Source organism: Marinobacterium profundum, from assembly GCF_001528745.1.
In the GTDB taxonomy this organism is placed as follows: domain Bacteria; phylum Pseudomonadota; class Gammaproteobacteria; order Pseudomonadales; family Balneatricaceae; genus Marinobacterium_A; species Marinobacterium_A profundum.
Window position 1 is genome coordinate 22825 of sequence record NZ_BCNS01000152.1, and the last position, 20960, is coordinate 43784.

Consider the following 20960-nt stretch of genomic DNA (forward strand, 5'->3'; position numbering starts at 1 on the left):
TCCCTGTAGTGGTCTGGGAGTTGTGATTTTCTCATCGTGGTTTGTTTAATTTGATCTGTTGATGCACCTGCACCTTCTGTAGCAGTGGCCACAGATTTCCGGAGTGTCTAACCTTCAGCTCACAAGAGCCTGGGTTGCCGCGGCCTGAAAGCCCTGTCGGCGCTGCCAGAACGGATAACGGCCAAAGCGTGCAGGCCCCTGATAGGTGCCCCGCCAGTGAAAAAGGTACTGAGCCGCCACCGTCTGCATTTCCCGCCGGTGGCGATCCAGGGCATCGGTTGACCCCGCGATTATGGCATTGGCCGCGCTGGCGGCCGACGCCAGGGAGTGAAATAGACCCTGGGAGGAAATGGGATCGAAACTAAAGAGCGCATCGCCGACCGCCAAAAAGCCATCGCCGACAGACTCCAGCGCTGTGACATTTAACATGGCGGTACCGGCTGGGCGACATTGCATCCGTGCGGGTGCCAGGCCCTGCAATGCCTCGGCCAGCAGCGGGTGCTGTCGGGCAAGAGCAAGGAAATCAGCTCCGCGTTTAAGCTGGCGCCACAGCGGGTTATCGCTATCCAGATGGTAGGCCAGCACTCTTTTATCCCCTGGCAGCGGCACCGTGTACCACCAGCCCTGCTCGTCCGCCTGAATGCGCATGCTGCAGTCCGGATCATCGGGGTGACTGTCAAGAAAGCTGTACAGGCACAGCAGCGGATCCTCGGTAGATTGGTGCAGCCCCAGCTGGCGGGCAATACCGCTGGCGCGACCGGTGGCATCCACCACCACGGGCGCGCCGTACTGAACGTCGCCGGTACCCAGCTGCCAGCTGCCCTGCTGACGCTCGATACGAATATGGCGGCATCCATCCACCAGCGAAGCACCGGACTCCAGCGTTCGCTGGCGCAACATTGCCTCAAAGCCTCGCCGGTCAAGGTGCCAGCCAGGACCGTTAGGGTCCAGAATGGCATCCTTCCAAACCGGCGTTTCCCTATCCCAGACGGCAATGGCAGGCCCGCGTTCACGATGGCCGCCGCGATGAAACTGCTCCAGCACGCCCAGCTTGTGCAACAGCGGTGCTGCGGCACCGGGCAGAGATTCACCAATACGGGGGCCAATGCCCTGGCTGGCCCTGCGTTCCAGTAGCAGTACCCGGCGGTTCGGCGCCAGCAGGGTTGCCAGCGCAAGGCCCGCCGGTCCTGCCCCACAGACGATCACATCAAAGGTTTGCCGGACCATCAGCTTTTACTGTGCCGGCATATCAGCACCTGGCGCATGGCACGGTCAGTGTCATGGCGCTCTTCAGGCGTCAGATCCTGGCCGCCTCGATCCTCCACCTGCATCACTGGCGCAAAATCAGGATCATCAGGCACACCGGGTCGAACCTCAACGATGCCCTGGTGATCAAACTGGGTCACCATGTTCGCCAGCTGGGTGGAGCTGCCCACTCCCAGGGTGCGATCCCAATCCGAGCGGCGGTTATAAGCTGCCAGGCGTTCCTCGCGCGGCAGAGCGGTGTCGACCACCTTAAGGTAGTTTTCCTCGCTGAGTACCTGGTTGGGTACCCTGGCGGGCCAGAACGTGGGCAGATAGGGATCGTAATCCCGATCGTAACCGGAGCGGCAGCTGGCAGTGTCTGTCTGCCAGGGAATCGCCATCCAGCGGGTGATGGAGCCCGGTGACTGACCATAGAGCGGGCCGTCATACGACAGTGCCATGGCCGGCGTCAGGGTGGTGCCGTAATCGGATTCAGGATTATTGGCGGCGCGGTGCCGCCAGCGGTAGGCTTCCATATACATAGTGCTGTGGCGCACCGGCCAGGTCACCTCGCAACCCGGGTGGAAGGCATCGGCGATACAGAATTCCAGCGCGGCCTTGTCGAGCATGGCCGGTTGCTCTGCCAATGGCACCTCGCTAATGCAGCGTGGCTGCTGATAGTTAGGGTCATAGTCTGCCTCGAAATCACCCTCAGCCCACTTTTCCAATAGCGCCAGCTGAGTCTGCGTCAAAGCATTCATGGCGTTCGCCAGCTGCGGCATGGGCACGCCCATGGTGTCGCCATAGACCCAGGGCCAGAGCTTCATGGAAATATCGCCGTCTTCAGGATTACGAAAACCATGGGCCACAGTACGCCTGAGCTGCGCATAGTCATCGCCTGGCGATGCCAGCTGAGCGAGGTAACGGGGCTCCAGAAAGTGCTGCGACATGCCATAGCCGAAACCGGCGGCAAAGCCTGCGTTCATCCACTGCAGATCACACATGGCCTTGAGGATAGGCAGAATGTCGGTACTAAAAGACGGCTTGCAAGGCGCCGGCAACTGGCCGGCCCGAATGGCGAGATCCGTCATCAGGGCATAGAGCGTGCGCACCGCTTTCTGCTGCGGGCCGTAGTTGGGCGGAGCCACCAGCACCCAGGCCGGCGATACCGCAATGGCGCGACCATCCAGCAGCACGGTGGCCGTTACCGGGCCGTCGCCGGTGTCGTCGTACCAGGAATCATTATTGGCAAAGGTTTTGGGTGCTTCATTCAGATAGGAGGCCGATTTGCCGTAACCACCAAACACATGCAGGCGGCCCACGCTGTCGGTACGCAATTCCCCCAGCGGCACCTCTATATCCATAAAGGTGCCGCCGCCGAACTGGTATTGCAGGCCCTGGCAGGCTGGCGTACAAATGCTGCGAGGGCCGGGGGTGATGGATAGCTTGTGCCTGTCATCACCGGTGATAGTGGCATTGCGCCGGGTGGAAGGTTTTGCCGTGGCCGCTTCCGGAATATCGAGGGCCAGTTCGAAGTTGTACCAGGCCGCCTTGTGGTTGGCGAGCTCCACCTGCCACTCAATCCGGGTCTGGGCATCCATGGTCAGCTCTCGCACTACCTGGCCTGCGGCATCGTAGCCATAGATACGAAATTCGGCCACTTCCCGTTTCAGCGCACCTGTATTATCTCGGTAGGCGCCGGGTTCTCTGGCTTCAGGCTCCGTAACCTGAGGGCCAATGAAATAGCCATCAGCCCTGGACGAGTTGCCAACCCGGGCGATACCAATAGCCGGATGGATCTTGGCGTACGCGATCTCAGCCATGTGTCACTTCCTTGTTCAATTGTATTAATTCCGTATGGATCCCAGACACCTGATTGGAGATGAGCAGGCATCTGACATCGAGCCAATCGTCCATCTAGTATCGCCGATCAGTCAGAAGGTCTGATGCAGTATAGAAGCTGATCCTGCAGGGGTGGCAGATGAGTCCGCACGCCTGAATTAATGGGCCGCGCCAGGCGCCGGTTCCAGCCACAGTGTCCTGACTTGGCTGCAACACAAATTCTGACGCTGGAACCCGCCAATTCCCGACTAAAATGATCTATAACCATAGCGGTATCTGTAACCACAGGGTCACCCGAACGACCCTTCGAGGCGCACCCCATGACTGACAGAAAAGCACAATTGATCGTCGACGGTATCGACGCACCTATCGAATTGCCGATGTATTCCGGCACTCTGGGTCCGGACGTCATAGACGTACGCTCGCTCAGTGGCATGGGGCTCTTTACTTATGATCCCGGTTTCGTTTCCACCGCGGCCTGCGAATCCGGCATCACTTACATAGACGGCGACAAGGGCATACTGCTGCACCGAGGCTACCCCATCGAGCAATTGGCCGAGAAGTCCGACTATCTGGAGGTCTGTTACCTGCTGCTTAACGGCGAGCTGCCGACCCCGAAACAGAAGGCAGAATTCGTTCATCTCGTCATGAACCACACCATGGTGCACGAACAGATCACCTACTTTTTTCGCGGATTCCGCCGTGATGCACACCCGATGGCCATCATGGTAGCCTGTGTCGGCGCCCTGTCGGCCTTCTACCACGACTCGCTGGATATCAGCGATCCGCATCACCGCGAAGTCTGCGCCTTTCGCCTGATTGCCAAGATGCCGACCCTGGCGGCGATGTGCTACAAGTATTCCATTGGCCAGCCCTTCATGTATCCGCGCAACAATCTGGCCTATGCCGAGAATTTCCTGCACATGATGTTTGGCACACCCTGCTCGGATTCCAAACCCAGCCCTGTGCTGGCCAAGGCGATGGATCGTATCTTCATGCTGCACGCCGACCACGAACAGAATGCCTCCACCTCCACCGTGCGCCTGGCGGGTTCCTCCGGCGCCAATCCTTTCGCCTGCATTGCATCCGGCATAGCTGCGCTCTGGGGCCCGGCACACGGCGGCGCCAACGAAGCGGTATTGAGCATGCTGCAGGAGATCGGCGACGAGTCCCGTATTCCCGAGTTCATCAAGCGCGCCAAGGATCCGGACGACAGCTTCCGCCTGATGGGCTTTGGCCATCGCGTTTATCACAACTTCGACCCACGGGCCACGGTGATGAAGGCCAGCTGCGATGAGGTACTAAAAGAACTCGGCAAATCCGATGACCCACTGTTGAAGATCGCACGGCAGCTCGAACAGATAGCGCTGCAGGACGACTACTTTATAAAGCGCAAACTCTACCCAAACGTTGATTTCTATTCCGGCATTATCCTGAATGCCATCGGCATCCCGACTAATATGTTCACCGTGATTTTCGCCGTCGCCCGTACCATCGGCTGGATTTCCCACTGGAGCGAGTTCCACAGCAGCCCGAACCGCATCGGCCGACCTCGCCAGCTCTATACCGGCGTCAAGCAGCGGGATTATTAAGCTGGCTGGAAAAACGGGCGCAAGTGCGCGACTATGCGCAGCTTGTGGCCCGGCGGACACACAGGAAAGCTGCATGTCCGCCGAGTTAATACCAGGCATTGGCGCCAGCGGGATTCATCATGCATAACCCCAAGAATTTCCAACAACATAATAGGGCACAGCTGGAAGGCTTGATCCGAGATTACCCCTTCGCCACTTTGATTACCCATTCTGAATCCGGTTTGGAAGCAAATCACCTGCCCACGTTAATCTGCGAAAAGGATGGCAGGAAGGTGCTTCAGGCCCATATCGCCAAAGTGAACCCCCTATGGAAAACGGTCGCAGACGGGTCCGACGTACTGGTCGTGTTCAATGGTCCGAACTGCTATATCTCGCCCAACCACTATCCAACCAAACAGGAAACCGGCAAAGCAGTGCCGACATGGAACTATGTCGTGGTCCATGTCAAAGGGGTGATGTCCTATATTCAGGACAAAGACTGGCTGCTGGGAATGATCAACCGCCTGACAGAGCAACATGAGGCGGAACAGGAAACGCCCTGGTCAACCGCTGACGCACCCGAGGAGTTCATCCAAAAAATGTTGCCCGCCATTGTCGGGCTGGAAATTGAAATCACTGCAATAACAGGCCAATGGAAGCTCAGTCAAAATCAGCCGGAACGCAACAGACTTGGCGTAATTGCCGGCTTATCCTGCGAGCGCGAGGAGCAGTATCGAAAAATCGCCGAGCTAGTGAAATCCGGTACCCAGGAACAGGGGAATACTCCGGCAATCACCACAACTGAGAATTGACCAGGCCCGGCCATATCGCTGCAGGCCACGCAGCCACGACGCAGAATTACCCCCCGACAAACAGCGCTTTCTGCTTAGCGGTAAATGGCCAGTTCTCGAGAACAGCGTGCTTCATCGGGATCGGTGACGCACTCAATTACCTCAATCTGTTGAATATAGCTGTGCGCAAAGCCGTGCTCCTGGGCCCCTCTGAGTACATGCTCCCGATACCAGTCAAAAGGGAGTAACGCCGAATCAATACGGGTAGCGCAGTAGGTGAAGGCTGACACACTTGATCCATCCTCCAGCCGGACCAAAATGTCCCTGGCCTCATAGCCACAATTCAGGCCTTCATAGCGGTCGAGGCTATCCCTGTCGGATTCCGATACTTCAAACACCACACCGAGCACAAAGTGCCGGGCAACACCTGTGGCGAAAACATCGCATTTGGCAGAGCCGTCCCTTTGGCTGACTTTATGAAACCTCAGCTGATGCCCGTCGAGCACGCCATTGGCGACTTTTATAACCGAGGATATTCGGGCCCGCAGCCGCCGTTCCGAAAGGTTCGATCCATAGGCAAAATACAACATGCTATCCCCTCATCAACGGCCCAGAACAAAACCAGGACAGGTACAGGTGCCATTTTTCGCGCCCATCGGGATGCGAATGGTGCCGCCAGTTTCTGCTGCTCTATCGTGATGTTAAAACATTACCGCACGCCTTCTGGCCCCAATCGGATAGACATAAATTTACATCCTTCCAGCCCAAGGGAGTCCTTATTCCGGAGCTGGCACATAGGCGATTGGCCTTCCGACGCTTTCCATAAAAGGGTTCGTACTTACTTGAAACGGGATCTGGCTGCGCGCATGGCATCAGCGAACGAGTCCCAGGCGCTTTCAGCGCCGACTCTGAGGTCTTCCCAGGCCGTATCGCTGGCCTGCTGAATTTCGGTCAGTTTCTGCTGCGCCCGCTGCTGGCGCTCACGCAACTCCTCAATCTGTTTGAAGTACTCAATCTGCGCATCGGCCCTGGCCTTGTCCGCATGGGCCTTGAGTTTTTTAATGTCGGCATCCCATTCATTGAGCTGGGCCTGCATCTTTTTCTCGTAAGCATCTTTCATATTCACAATCAGTCTCCTTGGCAAAGGATTAGGGTGATTGCTGAACGGGGATATCAATGCGCTCACAGCCGTTGCTGTTTCGCTCAGCCTGCTTTGCAACCGGCACCCGTGCAGAATTAGCACTGCCGGGTCGCCCTGAATCCGAACTGGAGCGCTGGAATCCAGCGACTAACGACTCAGATCCATCTGATCAAGGATAGTCGTTATTCATGCCCCTACATGGCCATATTCCGGCTATAGCTGCAGGCTTTGTGCTGAAGCGAACGCCCGCCGCCAAAAGTTATTAACAAATTTGGGGACTGCGAAAGACTACAAACTGTCGTATAGCGCCTGTACCCGCTCAGCCCCATAAATCCGCTCCAGCCGGCGGACGGTAAAGTGCCCGCGGGCAATATCCTGGAAATGGCCGATGAACAATGTGTTGATCAAGGCGCCGCCCGCCGCCCCTATAATCGGTACGGCCTGTGCTGCAGCCTTTTGCGTCACGGGAATGCTGAATCTCGCGGCAATTTGAGTAATAAGCCGCACCAGTGCCGGCGCGCCATCTTTTACCACCCCCTTGGAGGCGACATGGCTCACCGCCTCGGTAACGGCAGACGCCAGCGCGGCCCGAATACCGAAGTAGCCGGACTCTGCGGCATCATCCTTGTCACTGCCCCCTCCCAAAGCGAACACCTCAAGACAGGCAAGCCGGGACTCTTCCCGCTTCAGGTCTTCGCCCTCGCCCCGGGCAATATCGGCGATCGAGCGCAGCATAATGGTGGTGGAAACGGGCAGCTCAATCGCCAGGGCAGCCAGACCAAAGGCGCCCCCCGCGGCGCCACTGAGCGCGGCCGTTGCCCGGTGCGTCAGATTGGAAGCCGGCTGCGGGCCGTCTCCCAAGGTAAATAGTGCCGTGCGCAACGCCGTCTCCAGCGATTTGGTGACTGCCGCCATAATGGTTTTGTGGGCTGTTGATGGCAGCAGCTTTATCGCCCGATCAATAGGCGTGGCCAGTGAATTTGACAGACGCGCGGCTATACCCGGATTTTCCAGCAAGTGCTTGGCGTTCTTAAGCTCATCGATATGAACTGCATCCAGCGACATTGATTCAAGTGACTTCGACATACAGACTCCTTTGGCCACTCAGAGCATAATGCTGCTTTGTGTTGGGTCAAGGCGTATCAAATCCAGCGCCGTACCTCGGCTTGGTAACGGGCGAACTCTGCCGGGAACTGTGCTGCCAGCATCCGCTCTTCAGGCTCAATCTGAAAGCGATTAAGGTACAACACAAAGCCAACACACAGGCTCAGTGAATAGAGGCTGCCGAGGAATAATCCGAAGCCAACAAGCAGTCCCAGCATTCCCAGATACATGGGGTTACGGCTGAATCCATAAACGCCAGACGTCACCAGCGAGGATGTCTTGTGCCGCAACAATGGATCGACCGTGGTCTTTGCCTTAATAAATGCCCCTACGCCCAAAACACCGATCATCGTGCTGGCCGCCACAAAAACAAGGGCGACCACGCGGGCAATAGTATCCGGCAGACCATGCTGCGGCAAAAACACCGAGACTAGCCACATCAGCACAGCACAGATGAGCACCAGGGCAACGGGCGGAATTTTGAGCTCGAGATTGATCATGCTGTTCCCTTTCTGCCAAGGCATCCAGTACTGATGCCACTTTATCGCGATAGCTAAGCGCAAGGGGCGGCCGTTTACTACATCCGCCCATGCGACACTGTTGCAGCTGGGCTGTTAAAATAGCCGCGGTCTGTGCCAGCACACAAGAGGCAATGTATAACCACTCGCGGTTAGCGCTTACATAAGGATGGATCCATGATCTCAAAACTGCCGCGCTGGATTGAACTGGGCGCCTTTATGCTGGCACTGCTCGCGGGCACGGTAAATGCCGTCGGGCTGCTGGGGTTTGCGCACCAGTCCATCTCGCATCTGTCGGGCACCGCCACCCTGCTAGGGGCCCAGCTGGCGAGCGCATCCAGTGCCAGCCTGCACCTGGCGGCAATACTGCTGAGCTTTCTGCTCGGTGCGGCACTGTCGGGCTTTCTGATATCCAGTCCATCCCTGAAGCTGGGCCGGCACTATGACTCACTGCTCTTTATTGAAGGTGCCTGCTTGCTGATCGCGATCTATTTTCTCAACCAGGGTTCGGTACTGGGGCACTACTTCGCCTCCGCCGCCTGCGGCATGCAGAATGCTCTGGCGACCACCTACAGCGGTGCCATTATCCGCACCACCCACGTAACCGGTATTTTCACCGATCTGGGCATCATGCTGGGCGCCTCGCTTCGCGGCGAGCGCTTTGACCGGCGCAAGGCGCTGCTTCTGATTTTGATTATTGCGGGCTTCGTCGCCGGCGGCGTTACGGGTGCCTTGCTCTACGGCCAGCTGCAGTTTTATGCCCTGGCCGTACCCGCACTGATCTGCTTCGCACTGGCGCTGCTATATCACTTTTACGTCTTCAGAAAGTCCGCCTGAACAGGCTCTACTGTTAATTGAGCGTTTGCAGCGTGCGCCCGTCCACCGGGCTTTGCTGCGGCTCACCGCCTGCAACATCAAACGCCTTGTAACGCCCCATCAGCATGAAAGCTGCCGGTACAAAGTAAAACGACAGCAGGGTCGTCAGCACAGTGCCACCGGCAATGGCAATGGCGAACGGCGGCCAAAAACCACCCCCTGCCAGGATCAGCGGCAAAAATCCCCCCACTGTCGTGATAGTGGTGGAGCCTATATGACGACTGCAGCTTTGCACCGCGTGCACAATTGCGGCCGGATCTCCCCTTACCGCCAGGGCATCGGCCTTGAGCTCGGCCAGAATAACGATGGCCGCATTGATCGCCAGTCCCATCAGGCCCAGCAGACCGATAATCACGGTAAAGCCAAAGGGATACGAGAACAGGTAAACGCTGAGCAGACCGAGCCCCGCCGATTGCAGCGCCGACAGAAAAATCAGTGTGCTGATACGGAACGAGTTGAATGACAGCACCACCACCGTAATCAGCAGGGTCAGGATCACGCCCAGGCTCGCCATCAGGTTACCTACGGCGTCGTTACGCCCAGCCGACTCACCACCAAACTCCATGCGATAGCCCACCGGCAGATGAAACTCGGCGTCTTCAAGGTTCTGCCGAAACTCCGCCAGTGCCACCGAGGCCAGTATCCCTGCGCGCAGATAACCTTCAACGACGTTAACGCGCTGGCCATCACGCCGGGGTATGGCACCACGGCTGGGCTCCAGTTCCAGCCTTGCCAATGCCGACAGCGGTATATTGCCACCTGCGCTGGGCGAGGTGAGGCTCAGGTTGGCCAGATCCTGCAATTCGCGGCGATCTTCATTGCCCACCCGCACCCGCACCGGTACCGACTCGGTACTTTCCAGAATGCTGCCGCCGGTAACGCCACTGAGCGTCCCCTGGAGCGCGCCAGCGATGCCCTGCAACGTAAAGCCACTGATCTGGCCCGCTGCTTCATCGACCCTTACCCGCACCTTGGGCGTGCCGGGTTGCAGGGTCGCGCGGCTGTGAATCACATCCTGGGTTCTGGAAAGCACCTCACGCGCCTGCTGGCCCAGGGCCTGCAACTGATCAAGATTGGGACCGTAGAGGCGCAGCTCAATGGGCGCATTGAACGGCGGTCCCTGCTCCAGCGTGCGCACCAGAATCTGTGCTTCAGGCAACAGATCATCGAGCTCGCGCTGCAGCTGTGGAATCAGACGGTTGGCGATGCGAAAATCGTGGGTACTGACCATCGCCTGACCAAAGTTCGGCGAGCCCTGCTGCCCCCCGATCATGTTGTAGTAGAAGGCCGGCGCACTGTTACCCAGAAACCACTGTACGGAATCGACTCCTGCCGTATTCTGCAGCAGCGCGCTAACTTCGGCACTGACACGGCGGGTTTCAACAATGCTGGTCTGAGCCGGAAGATACATTTCGATCTGAAACATGTCCCGGTCTGAGGGCGGGAAAAACTGCTCCTTAAGCTGGCCTGCGCTAATAAAGCCGGTCAGGGGCATCAGAAACAGCAGCAAGATAGCCATCTTGGGGAAACGCAGCACGATCTCCAGCGAACGTCGAAACAGGCGTGCCAGCCACTCCAGCTGCACGCCCTGCTGATACCAATGCGTCTGGCTGGCATCACCTGCGCGCAGAAAGCGCCCGGCCAGCACGGCCACCACGCTGTGGGAAATCAGGTAGGAGCCAATAAGCGCAAAGATCACACTAAGGGCAATACCGCCGACAAACTCCCCCGCCGGCCCCGGCATCAGCACTATGGGCATGAAGGCCAGAATAGTGGTGAGGGTCGAGCCCAGCAGCGGTAGCCAGAGGTGGCGCAGGGAACGCACGACCGCATCAATGGCATTGAGCCCCTGGCGCCGGCGCTGAGCGATGGTGTCGGCCATGACGATGGCGTTGTCCACCATGATGCCCAGCGCCACCACCAGCCCGGTAACGGACATTTGATGGATTGGCAGGCCGTAGTATTTCATCACCGTCAGGGTGAAAAGCACCGTAAGCGGCAGGGAAAGCGTGACAATCAGCGCTGAACGCCAACCCAGAGTCACCAGCAGCACCAACGCAATCAAGCTGAAACCCAGCAGGATATTGTTCACCAATTCCCCCAGGCGACGCTCGGTATACTGGTTCTGATCAAACAGAATTTCGGCCTCTATATTGGCCGGCAGCTGCTGTTCGAACTGCGCCAGATGCGCCCGCAGTGCAGTACTCCAGCGATCGATGCGCAAATCCGGCAGCATGCGGACCGCCACTACGACAGCGGCGTCGCCATCGATGATCGCCAGTTCCTGTTCGGGCCATTTGAGGCTGCGGCGCACCTCGGCCAGATCTCCCAGGCGCAGCAAATAACCGTTGTCGTCGCTGGCCAGGGGAATCTGGCGGATGCGATCGAGTGAGTCCAGCGCGCCTGCGAGCTCCACCTGCAGCTGGTTATGGTCATTATTGAGCTGACCTGCGGATACCTTGGCGTCCCCGCCTTCAATACGCTGCGCAATCTGTGCAGGTGTCAGGTGCAGGTTGCTTGCCAGGTGCGGATTGATCTGCACCAGAATTTCTTCGTCCTGCTCGCCAAACAGATCCACAAAGTCAGTGCCCGGCAACCCACGCATGCGATCGCGCAGCGCCTTGCCATAGCGCCCTAGGATGGCAAGATCAGCTTCGGTTGTGGCGTGCCACTTGAGTGCGATCAGGCTGGTGAAGGCGTAACCGCGATCATCGTCCAGTTCCGGCTTGCTGGCACCTGGCGGCAGCAGAGATGTCACATCCCCCAGCAGATCCCGCGTACGGGACCAGATGGGCCTGGTGGCGGTTACGCTGTCTTTCAGTTCGATTTTGACCATCGATATGCCAGGGCGCGAGGTCGAGGTCAGGTGCTTGATTTCGGCCAGGGTGCGCAGTTCGTTTTCAATTTTCTCACTCACCTGGGCCTCAATCCGCTCGGCACTGGCGCCCGGCAAATGGGTGATGACGACGGCCTGGCGGTTGAGAATGCGCGGATCTTCGGTGCGCGGCAAGGTGGTGAGTGCACCTATACCCGCCACAATCAGCACCGCCACCAGCAGTGTCAGCAATCGGCCGTTCTGTAACAGACGCCTCATGGTTCAGGGTCCGCCACAGGTGCCGTTGCTACAGTATCCGCCGCAAGCTTGACGATCTGACCCGGTACCAGACGCTGCAGGCCCGTGCTCAGCACCCGTTCGCCATCGGCCAGTGCACCTGTGACAAAGGCATCGGTGGCGGTGGCATGCAGCACCTGTACGTCACGACTCTGCAACTCATAGAGTCCGGTCTCGTCCTTTGGTTGCAGGCTGTAAATATTCCAGAGTCCGCGCAGACCGTCGGTTAATGCGCTCAGGGGCACCCAGTAGCCAGGCTGCTGGAAGCTTTGCTCCAGCGCCAGATAGGCCAGCTCGCCATTCACCGATGCGGCATCGCCGGGCAGCTCCAGCCGCAGCGAGACGGTACGGGTAATGGCATCCACATCCGCGCCCTTGGTCAATAGCCGCGCACTCAGTTGTTGTGTACCTACACGCACATCCAGCTGCTGCTCTATGTGCAGTTGCCCCAGCATGTCCACCGGCACACCCACATGCACCTCGGCCGGGCCGCCCTGCAACAGGGTAAAGGCAGGGGTACCAGCCCCAACCACCTCGCCTTCATCAATCAAGCGGCGGCTTATCTGGGCACTGTAGGGTGCCCGCAGGCTGGATTTGTCGATCCGCAGCTGACTCGCAGCCAGGGAAGCAAGCACCCGTGCCCGAGTAGCCTGCAGACCCTTTTGCCGCGCCTGCAGTTCATCCAGACTTTGCTCCGAGGTATAACCACGCTTGTTAAGGGAATTCAGCCGTTTGAGGTTGGCCTGCACCAGTGCCATATCCGCCTGCGTCTGCTGCAGTTGGGCCTGCAATTCCTGGCGTTCAATGTGCAACAGTTCAGTGTCCTGTTGCGCCAGCACAGCGCCCTTAATCACACTTTCGCCTTCATCGGCCAGCAGTTTTGCCACCTTGCCGCTTTGCTCAAAGCCAATGCTGGCGCTCTGCCGCGCCTGGACCTTGCCAATAAAGGTACGCGTCAGGGCGTATCCTGGCTGCTGTTGTAGTACCAAACTGCGGGCGACATGATAATTGGCGGGCGTTGCCTGGGTGGCATCAGAATCCGCGCACCCGGTCAGAGTCGCAACCAGACCTGTGCCCATAAGCAGCAGCAACCCGCGCAGGGCCTGCGATCGCAGGCGTGCAACCGCCTTAAAAGAAACAACTTGCCGGGTATTCATGTTACATTCGCCCGCTGATGAATTTGCAAGACTGGACTGTCTAGTCTAGTAATGAACGGAAGTCTAGGCTCGTTAAACTAGACTGTCCAGTATGATTTATGGTGCCCGATGAGCAAAGCCAGAAGTAAAAGTGAAGAAAAACGCATCCAGATACTCGATGCCGCGGTGGAACTGTTCACCGAGCGGGGATTCTCGAATACCAGTATGGATCAAATTGCGCGCCAGGCCGGTGTCTCCAAGCAAACGGTCTATAGCCACTTTGGCAACAAGGAAGACCTCTTCGTGGGTGCCGTGGGCTGCAAGTGTGCCGCCCACGCCATGACGCCGGAGCTATTTGAGCCACACCTGGACTTGCATCTGCAGCTGCTGGATATTGCTCGCCAGTTTACCGCCCTGCTGCAATCCCGCGAGGCCATTCAGGTGCTGCGTACCTGCATGAGCGAGGCGAAAACCTACCCCCAGTTGTCCAGACTTTTTTACGACGCAGGCCCCAAGCGCTTAACCTCCATGATGAGCCAGCTGCTGGCGCAACTCGATTCCCTGGGGCGGCTGCGAGTGCCCGATACGCGCTTTGCCGCGGTGCAATTCCTTAAAATGGTGCAGGGTGAGCTGCAGATGCAACTCGAACTCAATACCGGCGAGCCCATTGCGGACAGCGAACACCAGCGTTATCTGGAAAACTGCGTAAGCATGTTCCTGCGCGCCTATGCGGCCTGAACGGCAGGCTCCCCTGCCCGCACCTGAAAATTAGCCCGCTATAAAATACAGCCACCCATCAGCGCTACAGCTCCTACACTGCATAGCAGACGACGAACAGGCTGAGGCAATAATGGCTGGCGATTTCCATGTGCGATTCTGGGGCGTGCGGGGCTCCATACCCTGCCCTGGGCAGGACACCCTGCTCTATGGCGGCAACACCTCCTGCGTGGAGGTACGCACGGGCGAGCGCCTGCTTATTCTTGATGCCGGCAGCGGCCTGCAGCACTTGGGCCTGCATCTTAAAGGCAGCATTGATGCCGACCTGTTGCTGAGCCACCTGCACTACGACCATATTCTGGGGCTGCCCTTCTTTGCACCGGCCTACGATGCCAACAGCCGGTTGCGGATTTGGGCCGGCAACTGCAGCGGCGGTATCGAATCCGCGCTGCAGCAATATCTGCAGGCGCCATTTTTTCCGGTGCCGCTGCACCAGATGGCGGCCAGCATCCGCTTTAAGGACTTTAGCCCAGGCGATACTTTGTCGCCGTCTGCCTCGGTACGGGTGCTGACCTGCAATCTGAACCACCCCGGCGGTGCAACCGCCTATCGCATCGAATACGCCGGACGCGCGCTCTGTTATGTAACTGATACCGAGCATCCGGCCGAGGGGCAGGACGAGGCCATTGTGCGCCTGATCCGCGACGCCGATACCGTGATCTACGATGCAACCTACAACAACAGCGACTATCCGGCCCACCGAGGCTGGGGGCATTCCACCTGGGAAGCGGGTCTGGCACTGTGCGAGGCCGCCGATGCGCGCCGTCTGGTGGTATTCCACCACGCCCCCGAGCGCACCGACGCCGAACTGCAAAAACTGGACACCGAATTGCAAACACGCAGACCCGGCTCGCTTGTCGCACGTGAAGGCCTGGTACTGCAGTTGTGAACAATCAGCCAAGGGAACCCGCACAACAAGCCCCTGATAGAGGCAAGAGACAAGCACCATGACCCACTCCCAGCTATCCCTGTTACAGCAGATGCCAATCTTCGGTGGCATTACCGACGACGTACTGGAGTTCCTGCTACAGCGCACCCGCACCGAGCAGTGTGCGGCCGGCGATTTCTTTTTTCGCGAGGGCGACAAGGCCGAAGAGCTCTTCGTGCTGGAGCGTGGCAAGGTGGAGATTCTGCGCCACTGGCAAGGCCGTGAATACTGCATCAGCACACTGGGCCAGGGCGACTGCTTTGGCGAAATGGCTCTGATTGATTTTTGCCCACGCAGTGCCAGCGTAAGGGCGCTGGAGGACTGCAGCGCCATCGAACTCTCCGCCACCGACCTGCAGGAACTCTACGGCAAGGATCCGGCCCAGTTCACCATGATTTACATGAACCTGGGCCGAGAACTGAGCCGGCGCCTGCGCGACGTAAACGACCTGCTATTCAAAGCCGGACTCCAGGGCAAAGCAGCCCCGTAAGCTCTAAGCCGTGCACTCTAAGCCGTGAGCTGAGAGCTGAGAGCTGGATACTTAAAGCCCGTGCAGCCCAGACAAAGTCTGCCGATATCGGGCATAGGCCGCCTCATAGGCAAGCACCGACTCAGGGTTGGGATTCAGGACGCTGTCTGAATCCAGCACTACATAGCGCTGGCACAGGGATCCCAGCGAAACATCGAACCCGCCCGCATGACAATCACACCAAATCGCCTGAATGGCTGCGCCTAGCGCTGCAGCCTCGCCAATGCGCGGACATATCACCGGCGCCTGCATAATATCCGCGATCATCTGCCGCCAGAGCGCACTCTTGGCACCACCGCCGATCAGGCGGATCTGCCGTACCTCGATACCGGCGTCCCGCATCAGATCGAGCCCGTAGCGCAGACCAAAGCTGGTGCCCTCCAGTACCCCACGGCAGAGATTCGCCGGTGTCATGTTTTGCATATTGAGCCCCAGCAGGCTGCCAGTGGCATCCGGCAGCGCAGGCACCCGTTCGCCATTGAAAAATGGCAGCAGGATGACACCCTCGCAGCCGATGGGTGCCTTGGCCGCCGCCCGATTAAAATCTTCCAGATTCAGGTCAAACAACTCACGCACCGCATTGGCGGCCGAGGTAAGATTCATAGTGCAGATCAGCGGCAGCCAGCCATTGCTCGATGAACAGAAAGGCGCCAGTAACCCCGGGCCCTCCTGCCCCGGCACCTGTTCGCTATAGGCGTACACCGTGCCAGAGGTTCCAAGACTCAGAGTCACTATGCCTGCACTTATATTGCCGGTGCCTATGGCCCCCATCATGTTGTCGCCGCCGCCGCTGGAGACCCGTACCTGCGCATTCAGCCCCAGTCGTGCGGCCAACTCTGACCGTACAAACCCCACCGCCTGGTGCGCTTCACGCAGTGGCGGCAGCGCCCGTTCCAGCTGGCCATCAGGGGCGATCAGCGCCAGTACTTCGGGCACCCAGCGCCGGGTCCGGATATCAAAATAACCGGTGCCGGAAGCGTCACCGTATTCGGCGGCGACTTCGCCCGTCAGCCAGTAATTGATGTAATCGTGGGGCAGCAGAATATGGGCGATACGTCCGAAGGACTCAGGTTCGCGCTGTTTGAGCCACAGCAGCTTGGACAGCGTATAACCGGTGGCCAACGTCAACCCAAGGCGTGCCCGGGAGCCCTCGTCGCCCCCGAGCAGCGTCAGCAATTCGGCATTCTGCGGTGCGGTTTCGGTATCGCACCAGAGCTTCGCCGGGCGGATCACGGCACCGCTGGCGTCCAGCACGACCAGACCATGCTGCTGCCCGGATACACCTATGCCACGAATCGCCTGACTGTCGATCCCGGCCTGGCCCAGCGCCTGGCGGTAGGCCTGCTCAAAAGCATCAATCCACCACTGCGGCGCCTGTTCACGCCGGCCATTGGCATCGCTGATCAGGGCGTGGGGCGCATAGCCCTCGCCGCGAATATGCCCCTGCTCGGCATCAAGAATCACCACCTTGGTGCCCTGGGTACCGCAATCAATGCCCAGATACATGGCCTATGCCCCTTTTGCTGCTGTTTTGCCGTTATGGACCAGAAGCAGCAGATCATCAGCGAGTGTGCGGCAATTCAGCTCTGTAGCCGCCACATTCATGCCTGCTGTCCCGCGCTGCCGGAGGTATGAATGGCCGCCAGCTGATCACGCAGCAGGAGCTCTAACTTGCGCTGGTCGGCCTCGAAACCGCGAATGCCCTCGGCCAGCTTTTCGGTGGCCATGGCATCTTCATTCATGTCCCAGCGAAAATTTGCTTCTGTGAGCAGTGCCGGACGCTCGGCGCGCGCGCCACTGTCGGCCAGCACCACGTCCAGATCACCCTCAGTGCTGGCCAGTTCATCCAGCAGTTTGGGGCTGATGGTCAGCCGATCGCAGCCTGCCAACGCCAGAATCTCACCGCTGTTGCGAAAGCTTGCCCCCATCACCACGGTGGGGTATTCAAGCGCGCGGAAGTAACGATAGATGCGCTGTACCGACTGCACACCGGGCTCGTCCGCCGGGGCATAGGTGCGAGCCGGATCGTCCTTGCGGTACCAGTCGAGGATGCGGCCAACAAAGGGCGAAATCAGATAGACGCCAGCTTCGGCACAGGCGCGGGCCTGGGCAAAGCTGAAAATCAGGGTTAGGTTGCACTGAATGCCCTCTTTCTCCAACACTTCGGCGGCACGGATACCCTCCCAGGTGGACGCCAGCTTGATCAGGATGCGCTCACGCGGGATGCCGACATCGCCATACAGCTCAACCAGCCGGCGCGCCTTGGCAAGGCTCGCCTGCGTATCGAACGACAGCCGTGCATTCACTTCGGTAGAGACCCGCCCCGGCACCTGGGCCAAGATCATGGCCCCCAGCGCCACTACCAGGCGGTCACAGGCTTCGTCCACCGCCGCATCCAGACTGCCGGCATGATCACGCACCTGGTGCAAAATGGTCTGCACCTGCGCATCATAGTTGCCGGACTGTACGGCCTGCAGAATCAGCGAGGGGTTAGTAGTGGCATCCTGGGGGGAAAAACGACGGATGGCGTCCAGGTCACCGGTATCGGCTACCACTGTGCTCTGTTGTTTGAGTTGTTGCAGCAAATTGGCCATCGGGGCCCTCATGAATTGGGTTAAATCGCTAGGAAACTGTTCGCTAAGGTGTGTCGTGCAGCACAGGCACGCGACCATCGGCGTCGAGACTGTCGTGCAGCGATGCATGAATGTGGTGGGCAATGGCGAACTGCTGCGGCTGCGGATGGGCCTGATCCGGCACGGCGATCACTCGCATGCCGGCGGCACGGCCGGCAATAACGCCATTGACCGAGTCCTCCCATACGCGGCAGTGCCCAAGCGCCTGGGCACCGAGGCGTGTCGCAGCCAGTTCGAACACCGCCGGGTGGGGCTTTGAGCGCGCCACCTCAAGCCCGGAGGCAAACACCGTTACGGGCAGCCTATGGGTCTGTACCACCGCCTCGATAAACGCCAGCGGCGATGAAGAGGCAATGGCCATGGGAATATCCAGCTGTGCCAGGCGCTGCAGCAGCGCCAGCGCCCCCGGCATCAGAGGCGCGCGAACAATGGCGCTCTGCATCTGTTGCAGCATCGCTGCCAGCAGCCTGTCTGCATCGACGCCCCGGGCACGGTGGCGCTCTGCCATAAGGCTGCAAAATTCCACCGTGCTGGTGCCCTGAAACGCCCGTAGCTCAGCATCGGGTACCACCAGATCATAGAGCTCGCGCAGCTGGGTCTGCTGGGTATCTAGCCAGAGTGGCTCTGAGTCGATCAGCAAGCCATCCATATCAAAGATCGCGCAAGCCAGGGGTTGCTGTTGCATGCTCAGTCCGCCATCACTTTTGCGAGGGTGGCACGTACACCCAGAGTTTGCAGCCGTTCCAGCTGGCGCTGGAAGGCCTCTTTAAAGGCCGTTGATTGCGGGATTTTCTGGCCGAACACGTCTTCCAGTGCAAGAAAGTTGTCGGTGAGTTTATCCGTATCACTGATGGCCTCGGCCAGCCAGGCCGCGCGCGGATCAGGAATAGGATAACGCTTGCCCTTTTCATCCACACCGCCCAGGTAATGGCACCAGGCGGCGATGATCAGCGCAGTTCGATCCAGCGCCCTGCCCTGTTCGATCTGCCCCAGCAGGGTCGGCAAAACAAACTTGGGAAACTTGGACGAGCCGTCGGAACAGAGCCGGCTGACCTGATCGCAGATGGCCGTATTGGAGAAGCGCTCTATCAGGGTGTCCTTGTAGTCGTTCAGATCAATGCCCGGCACTTCGGCCAGCAGCGGCGTTACATCCTGATCCATATAGCGGCGTACATAGTCACGCAGTTGAGTATCCTGCATGGTTTCGTGGGCAAACTCATGCCCCAGCAACGCCCCCAGATACGCCATGGCCAGGTGAGCGCCATTCAACAGGCCAATCTTCATTTCCTCGTAGGGCGTTACATCATCGGTAAACTGAACACCGACCCGCTCCCACTCGGGGCGACCATTGCAGAACTTGTCTTCCAGCACCCATTGCAGAAAAGGTTCTGCCACCACCGGCCAGCTGTCCTCAATACCGGTATTCGCCTGCAACTGAGCGCGGTGGCTGGCACTGGTCATGGGGGTAATGCGATCCACCATGGCATTGGGGAAGCTGACATTGGCGGCCACCCAATCATGCAGCGCGCTGTCGCGCAGGGTACAGAAGCCCAGCAGCGCCTTGCGGGCAACATCGCCGTTATGGGGCAGGTTGTCGCAGGACATCAGGGTAAAAGGTGCGATACCGGCATCGCGGCGACGTATCAGCGCCTCGGCCAGAAAACCAAACACGGTCTTTGGCGCCTGGGGATGTTCAAGGTCGTGCTGAATTTGTGGCAAGTTGGCATTGAACTGGCCGGTGCTGTCATCGGTGCAGTAGCCGCCCTCGGTAATGGTCAGGGAGACGATACGGGTGTCGGGGGACGCCAGCTTTGCAATCAGGGCATCGCAGCCATCATCGGCCAACATAAAGTCGCCAATGGCACCGATGACCTGCACCGCGGTATCGGCACCATCCCCGAGCTCGACCAGGGTATAAAGATAATCCTGGGACGCCAACGCCGTCTGCATGGCTCTGTCTTCTGCGCGCAGGCCCACGCCGCAGATTCCCCAGTCATTTGCCTGCCCCTGGTTTAGCAGCATTTCTGTGTATACCGCCTCGTGGGCACGGTGAAAGCCGCCCACGCCTATGTGCACTATCCCCTGGCGCACAAGGCTGCGGTCATAGCCAGGCCGCAGTACCCGGGCCGGCAACGATGGGAGATTTTCAGCATTCAGTTTCATGGTCGTAGTAACCTCGGGCCAAGGGTGGCCCTGTTCAGGCCAGCAGAGCTCGGCTAAGCATAATTCGGCTTGTGCGGGCGGCAGGAATCACTCCCAGCGCCCGGACGGATTTTTCGCTGTGCCTCTGCTCAGGCAACCTTGGCCTGGGTGCGCGGGCGCGGGATGGTCTTGCCATCGGCATCGAACAGGTGTGCCTGGGTCAGGTCCGGGATCAGGGCTGCATTCTGGCCGTAGTCTGCGCTGAAATCTCCCGGCGCACGCACGGTCATCATTTCGCCATTGCCCAGCTTGATGTAGCAGTAGGTATCGGCACCCAGGTGCTCGGTTACGTCCAGGCGGACCTTGAACGGGCTGGCATCGCTGGCGACCACTTCGATATGCTCGGGGCGGATGCCCATGGTGATGTCATCACCGACCTTGAGGTTGGTGCTCTGGTGCGGCAGCTGATATTCCGGGCCGCATTCCAGGGCTACTGTCACGTCGCTGCTGCTGACCGCGCTGACTTTGCCTTTGAGGAAGGCCATTTTCGGCGTGCCGATAAAGCCTGCCACGAACTGGTTCACCGGGTGGTGGTAGAGTTCCAGCGGCGAGCCG

Annotated in this window: 19 protein-coding genes; 6 read left to right on the plus strand and 13 right to left on the minus strand. The window is 59.0% G+C overall.

From position 1 onward, the window contains the following. Positions 1-114: 114 nt before the first annotated feature. Positions 115-1227 carry an NAD(P)/FAD-dependent oxidoreductase gene (locus MPRO_RS17940; protein ID WP_067296122.1) on the minus strand — a complete coding sequence of 371 codons (1113 nt, stop codon included), beginning with the start codon at positions 1225-1227 and terminating at the stop codon, positions 115-117. After that, positions 1227-3068 carry a LodA/GoxA family CTQ-dependent oxidase gene (locus MPRO_RS17945; protein WP_067296125.1) on the minus strand — a complete coding sequence of 614 codons (1842 nt, stop codon included), beginning with the start codon at positions 3066-3068 and terminating at the stop codon, positions 1227-1229. The genes MPRO_RS17940 and MPRO_RS17945 overlap by 1 nt, the downstream gene beginning before the upstream one ends. 339 nt (positions 3069-3407) lie before the next feature. On the opposite strand from MPRO_RS17945, the gene gltA reads away from it, so the two are divergent. After that, entirely contained in the window at positions 3408-4679 is a 1272-nt protein-coding gene (gene gltA / locus MPRO_RS17950) for a citrate synthase (RefSeq protein WP_067296128.1), read from the plus strand. Between the two features lie 119 nt (positions 4680-4798). Beyond that, the gene (locus MPRO_RS17955) at positions 4799-5470 is read left to right on the plus strand and encodes an FMN-binding negative transcriptional regulator (protein WP_067296132.1); all 672 of its coding nucleotides are present in this window, start codon (positions 4799-4801) and stop codon (positions 5468-5470) included. Positions 5471-5544: 74 nt separating this feature from the next. Here MPRO_RS17955 and MPRO_RS17960 read toward each other — a convergent pair whose 3' ends face one another. The 4 genes from MPRO_RS17960 to MPRO_RS17975 form a co-directional block, all read right to left on the minus strand. Beyond that, a complete protein-coding gene (locus tag MPRO_RS17960) occupies positions 5545-6039 on the minus strand; it encodes a gamma-glutamylcyclotransferase family protein (RefSeq protein ID WP_067296135.1) in 495 nt (164 codons plus the stop codon). A 248-nt stretch (positions 6040-6287) separates the two neighbouring features. Beyond that, a complete protein-coding gene (locus tag MPRO_RS17965; protein WP_245635132.1) occupies positions 6288-6569 on the minus strand; it encodes a sll1863 family stress response protein in 282 nt (93 codons plus the stop codon). Positions 6570-6878: 309 nt separating this feature from the next. After that, a complete protein-coding gene (locus MPRO_RS17970; RefSeq protein ID WP_082708955.1) occupies positions 6879-7676 on the minus strand; it encodes an EcsC family protein in 798 nt (265 codons plus the stop codon). 56 nt (positions 7677-7732) lie between these two features. Further along, positions 7733-8194, minus strand: coding sequence for a methyltransferase family protein (locus tag MPRO_RS17975; protein WP_067296142.1), 462 nt, complete (start codon positions 8192-8194; stop codon positions 7733-7735). Positions 8195-8389: 195 nt separating this feature from the next. Here MPRO_RS17975 and MPRO_RS17980 point away from each other — a divergent pair, with 195 nt between their 5' ends. Continuing rightward, positions 8390-9049 carry a YoaK family protein gene (locus MPRO_RS17980; RefSeq protein WP_067296144.1) on the plus strand — a complete coding sequence of 220 codons (660 nt, stop codon included), beginning with the start codon at positions 8390-8392 and terminating at the stop codon, positions 9047-9049. Between the two features lie 13 nt (positions 9050-9062). Here the strand turns inward: MPRO_RS17980 and MPRO_RS17985 are convergent, their stop codons facing one another. Both MPRO_RS17985 and MPRO_RS17990 read right to left on the minus strand, forming a co-directional pair. After that, positions 9063-12182 (minus strand): efflux RND transporter permease subunit, encoded by a 3120-nt coding sequence (locus MPRO_RS17985; RefSeq protein ID WP_067296145.1) that lies wholly within the window; start codon positions 12180-12182, stop codon positions 9063-9065. Then, on the minus strand, positions 12179-13357 hold the full coding sequence (locus MPRO_RS17990) for an efflux RND transporter periplasmic adaptor subunit (protein ID WP_067296147.1): 1179 nt from the start codon (positions 13355-13357) through the stop codon (positions 12179-12181). Before MPRO_RS17990 ends, MPRO_RS17985 begins: the two co-directional genes overlap by 4 nt. A gap of 108 nt (positions 13358-13465) precedes the next feature. Here MPRO_RS17990 and MPRO_RS17995 point away from each other — a divergent pair, with 108 nt between their 5' ends. The 3 genes from MPRO_RS17995 to MPRO_RS18005 all read left to right on the plus strand — a co-directional run bounded on the left by MPRO_RS17995 (position 13466) and on the right by MPRO_RS18005 (position 15531). Beyond that, positions 13466-14074 (plus strand): TetR/AcrR family transcriptional regulator, encoded by a 609-nt coding sequence (locus MPRO_RS17995; RefSeq protein ID WP_067296149.1) that lies wholly within the window; start codon positions 13466-13468, stop codon positions 14072-14074. Positions 14075-14186: 112 nt separating this feature from the next. Next, positions 14187-15002, plus strand: coding sequence for an MBL fold metallo-hydrolase (locus MPRO_RS18000; protein ID WP_067296152.1), 816 nt, complete (start codon positions 14187-14189; stop codon positions 15000-15002). Between the two features lie 58 nt (positions 15003-15060). Then, complete coding sequence (locus MPRO_RS18005) at positions 15061-15531, plus strand: Crp/Fnr family transcriptional regulator (RefSeq protein WP_067296155.1); 471 nt, start codon at positions 15061-15063, stop codon at positions 15529-15531. A gap of 51 nt (positions 15532-15582) precedes the next feature. Here the strand turns inward: MPRO_RS18005 and xylB are convergent, their stop codons facing one another. The 5 genes from xylB to MPRO_RS18030 form a co-directional block, all read right to left on the minus strand. Then, positions 15583-17076 carry a xylulokinase gene (gene xylB / locus MPRO_RS18010; protein ID WP_067296158.1) on the minus strand — a complete coding sequence of 498 codons (1494 nt, stop codon included), beginning with the start codon at positions 17074-17076 and terminating at the stop codon, positions 15583-15585. 95 nt (positions 17077-17171) lie between these two features. Beyond that, positions 17172-18164, minus strand: a complete 993-nt coding sequence (gene tal / locus MPRO_RS18015; protein ID WP_067296161.1) for a transaldolase — start codon at positions 18162-18164, stop codon at positions 17172-17174. A gap of 43 nt (positions 18165-18207) precedes the next feature. Then, a complete protein-coding gene (locus tag MPRO_RS18020) occupies positions 18208-18888 on the minus strand; it encodes an HAD family hydrolase (RefSeq protein WP_067296164.1) in 681 nt (226 codons plus the stop codon). Between the two features lie 2 nt (positions 18889-18890). Beyond that, positions 18891-20366, minus strand: a complete 1476-nt coding sequence (locus tag MPRO_RS18025) for a mannitol dehydrogenase family protein (protein WP_067296167.1) — start codon at positions 20364-20366, stop codon at positions 18891-18893. A gap of 128 nt (positions 20367-20494) precedes the next feature. Further along, the coding region (locus tag MPRO_RS18030; RefSeq protein WP_158651862.1) for a TOBE domain-containing protein at positions 20495-20960 on the minus strand (466 nt) is incomplete at its 5' end.

Excerpts from the sequence above, each read along its gene's own strand:
- MPRO_RS17940 (WP_067296122.1), bottom strand. The coding sequence starts at position 1,227 with ATGGTCCGGCAAACCTTTGATGTGATCGTCTGTGGGGCAGGACCGGCG.
- MPRO_RS17945 (WP_067296125.1), bottom strand. The coding sequence starts at position 3,068 with ATGGCTGAGATCGCGTACGCCAAGATCCATCCGGCTATTGGTATCGCC.
- gltA (WP_067296128.1), top strand. The coding sequence starts at position 3,408 with ATGACTGACAGAAAAGCACAATTGATCGTCGACGGTATCGACGCACCT.
- MPRO_RS17955 (WP_067296132.1), top strand. The coding sequence starts at position 4,799 with ATGCATAACCCCAAGAATTTCCAACAACATAATAGGGCACAGCTGGAA.
- MPRO_RS17960 (WP_067296135.1), bottom strand. The coding sequence starts at position 6,039 with ATGTTGTATTTTGCCTATGGATCGAACCTTTCGGAACGGCGGCTGCGG.
- MPRO_RS17965 (WP_245635132.1), bottom strand. The coding sequence starts at position 6,569 with ATGAAAGATGCTTACGAGAAAAAGATGCAGGCCCAGCTCAATGAATGG.
- MPRO_RS17970 (WP_082708955.1), bottom strand. The coding sequence starts at position 7,676 with ATGTCGAAGTCACTTGAATCAATGTCGCTGGATGCAGTTCATATCGAT.
- MPRO_RS17975 (WP_067296142.1), bottom strand. The coding sequence starts at position 8,194 with ATGATCAATCTCGAGCTCAAAATTCCGCCCGTTGCCCTGGTGCTCATC.
- MPRO_RS17980 (WP_067296144.1), top strand. The coding sequence starts at position 8,390 with ATGATCTCAAAACTGCCGCGCTGGATTGAACTGGGCGCCTTTATGCTG.
- MPRO_RS17985 (WP_067296145.1), bottom strand. The coding sequence starts at position 12,182 with ATGAGGCGTCTGTTACAGAACGGCCGATTGCTGACACTGCTGGTGGCG.
- MPRO_RS17990 (WP_067296147.1), bottom strand. The coding sequence starts at position 13,357 with ATGAATACCCGGCAAGTTGTTTCTTTTAAGGCGGTTGCACGCCTGCGA.
- MPRO_RS17995 (WP_067296149.1), top strand. The coding sequence starts at position 13,466 with ATGAGCAAAGCCAGAAGTAAAAGTGAAGAAAAACGCATCCAGATACTC.
- MPRO_RS18000 (WP_067296152.1), top strand. The coding sequence starts at position 14,187 with ATGGCTGGCGATTTCCATGTGCGATTCTGGGGCGTGCGGGGCTCCATA.
- MPRO_RS18005 (WP_067296155.1), top strand. The coding sequence starts at position 15,061 with ATGACCCACTCCCAGCTATCCCTGTTACAGCAGATGCCAATCTTCGGT.
- xylB (WP_067296158.1), bottom strand. The coding sequence starts at position 17,076 with ATGTATCTGGGCATTGATTGCGGTACCCAGGGCACCAAGGTGGTGATT.
- tal (WP_067296161.1), bottom strand. The coding sequence starts at position 18,164 with ATGGCCAATTTGCTGCAACAACTCAAACAACAGAGCACAGTGGTAGCC.
- MPRO_RS18020 (WP_067296164.1), bottom strand. The coding sequence starts at position 18,888 with ATGCAACAGCAACCCCTGGCTTGCGCGATCTTTGATATGGATGGCTTG.
- MPRO_RS18025 (WP_067296167.1), bottom strand. The coding sequence starts at position 20,366 with ATGAAACTGAATGCTGAAAATCTCCCATCGTTGCCGGCCCGGGTACTG.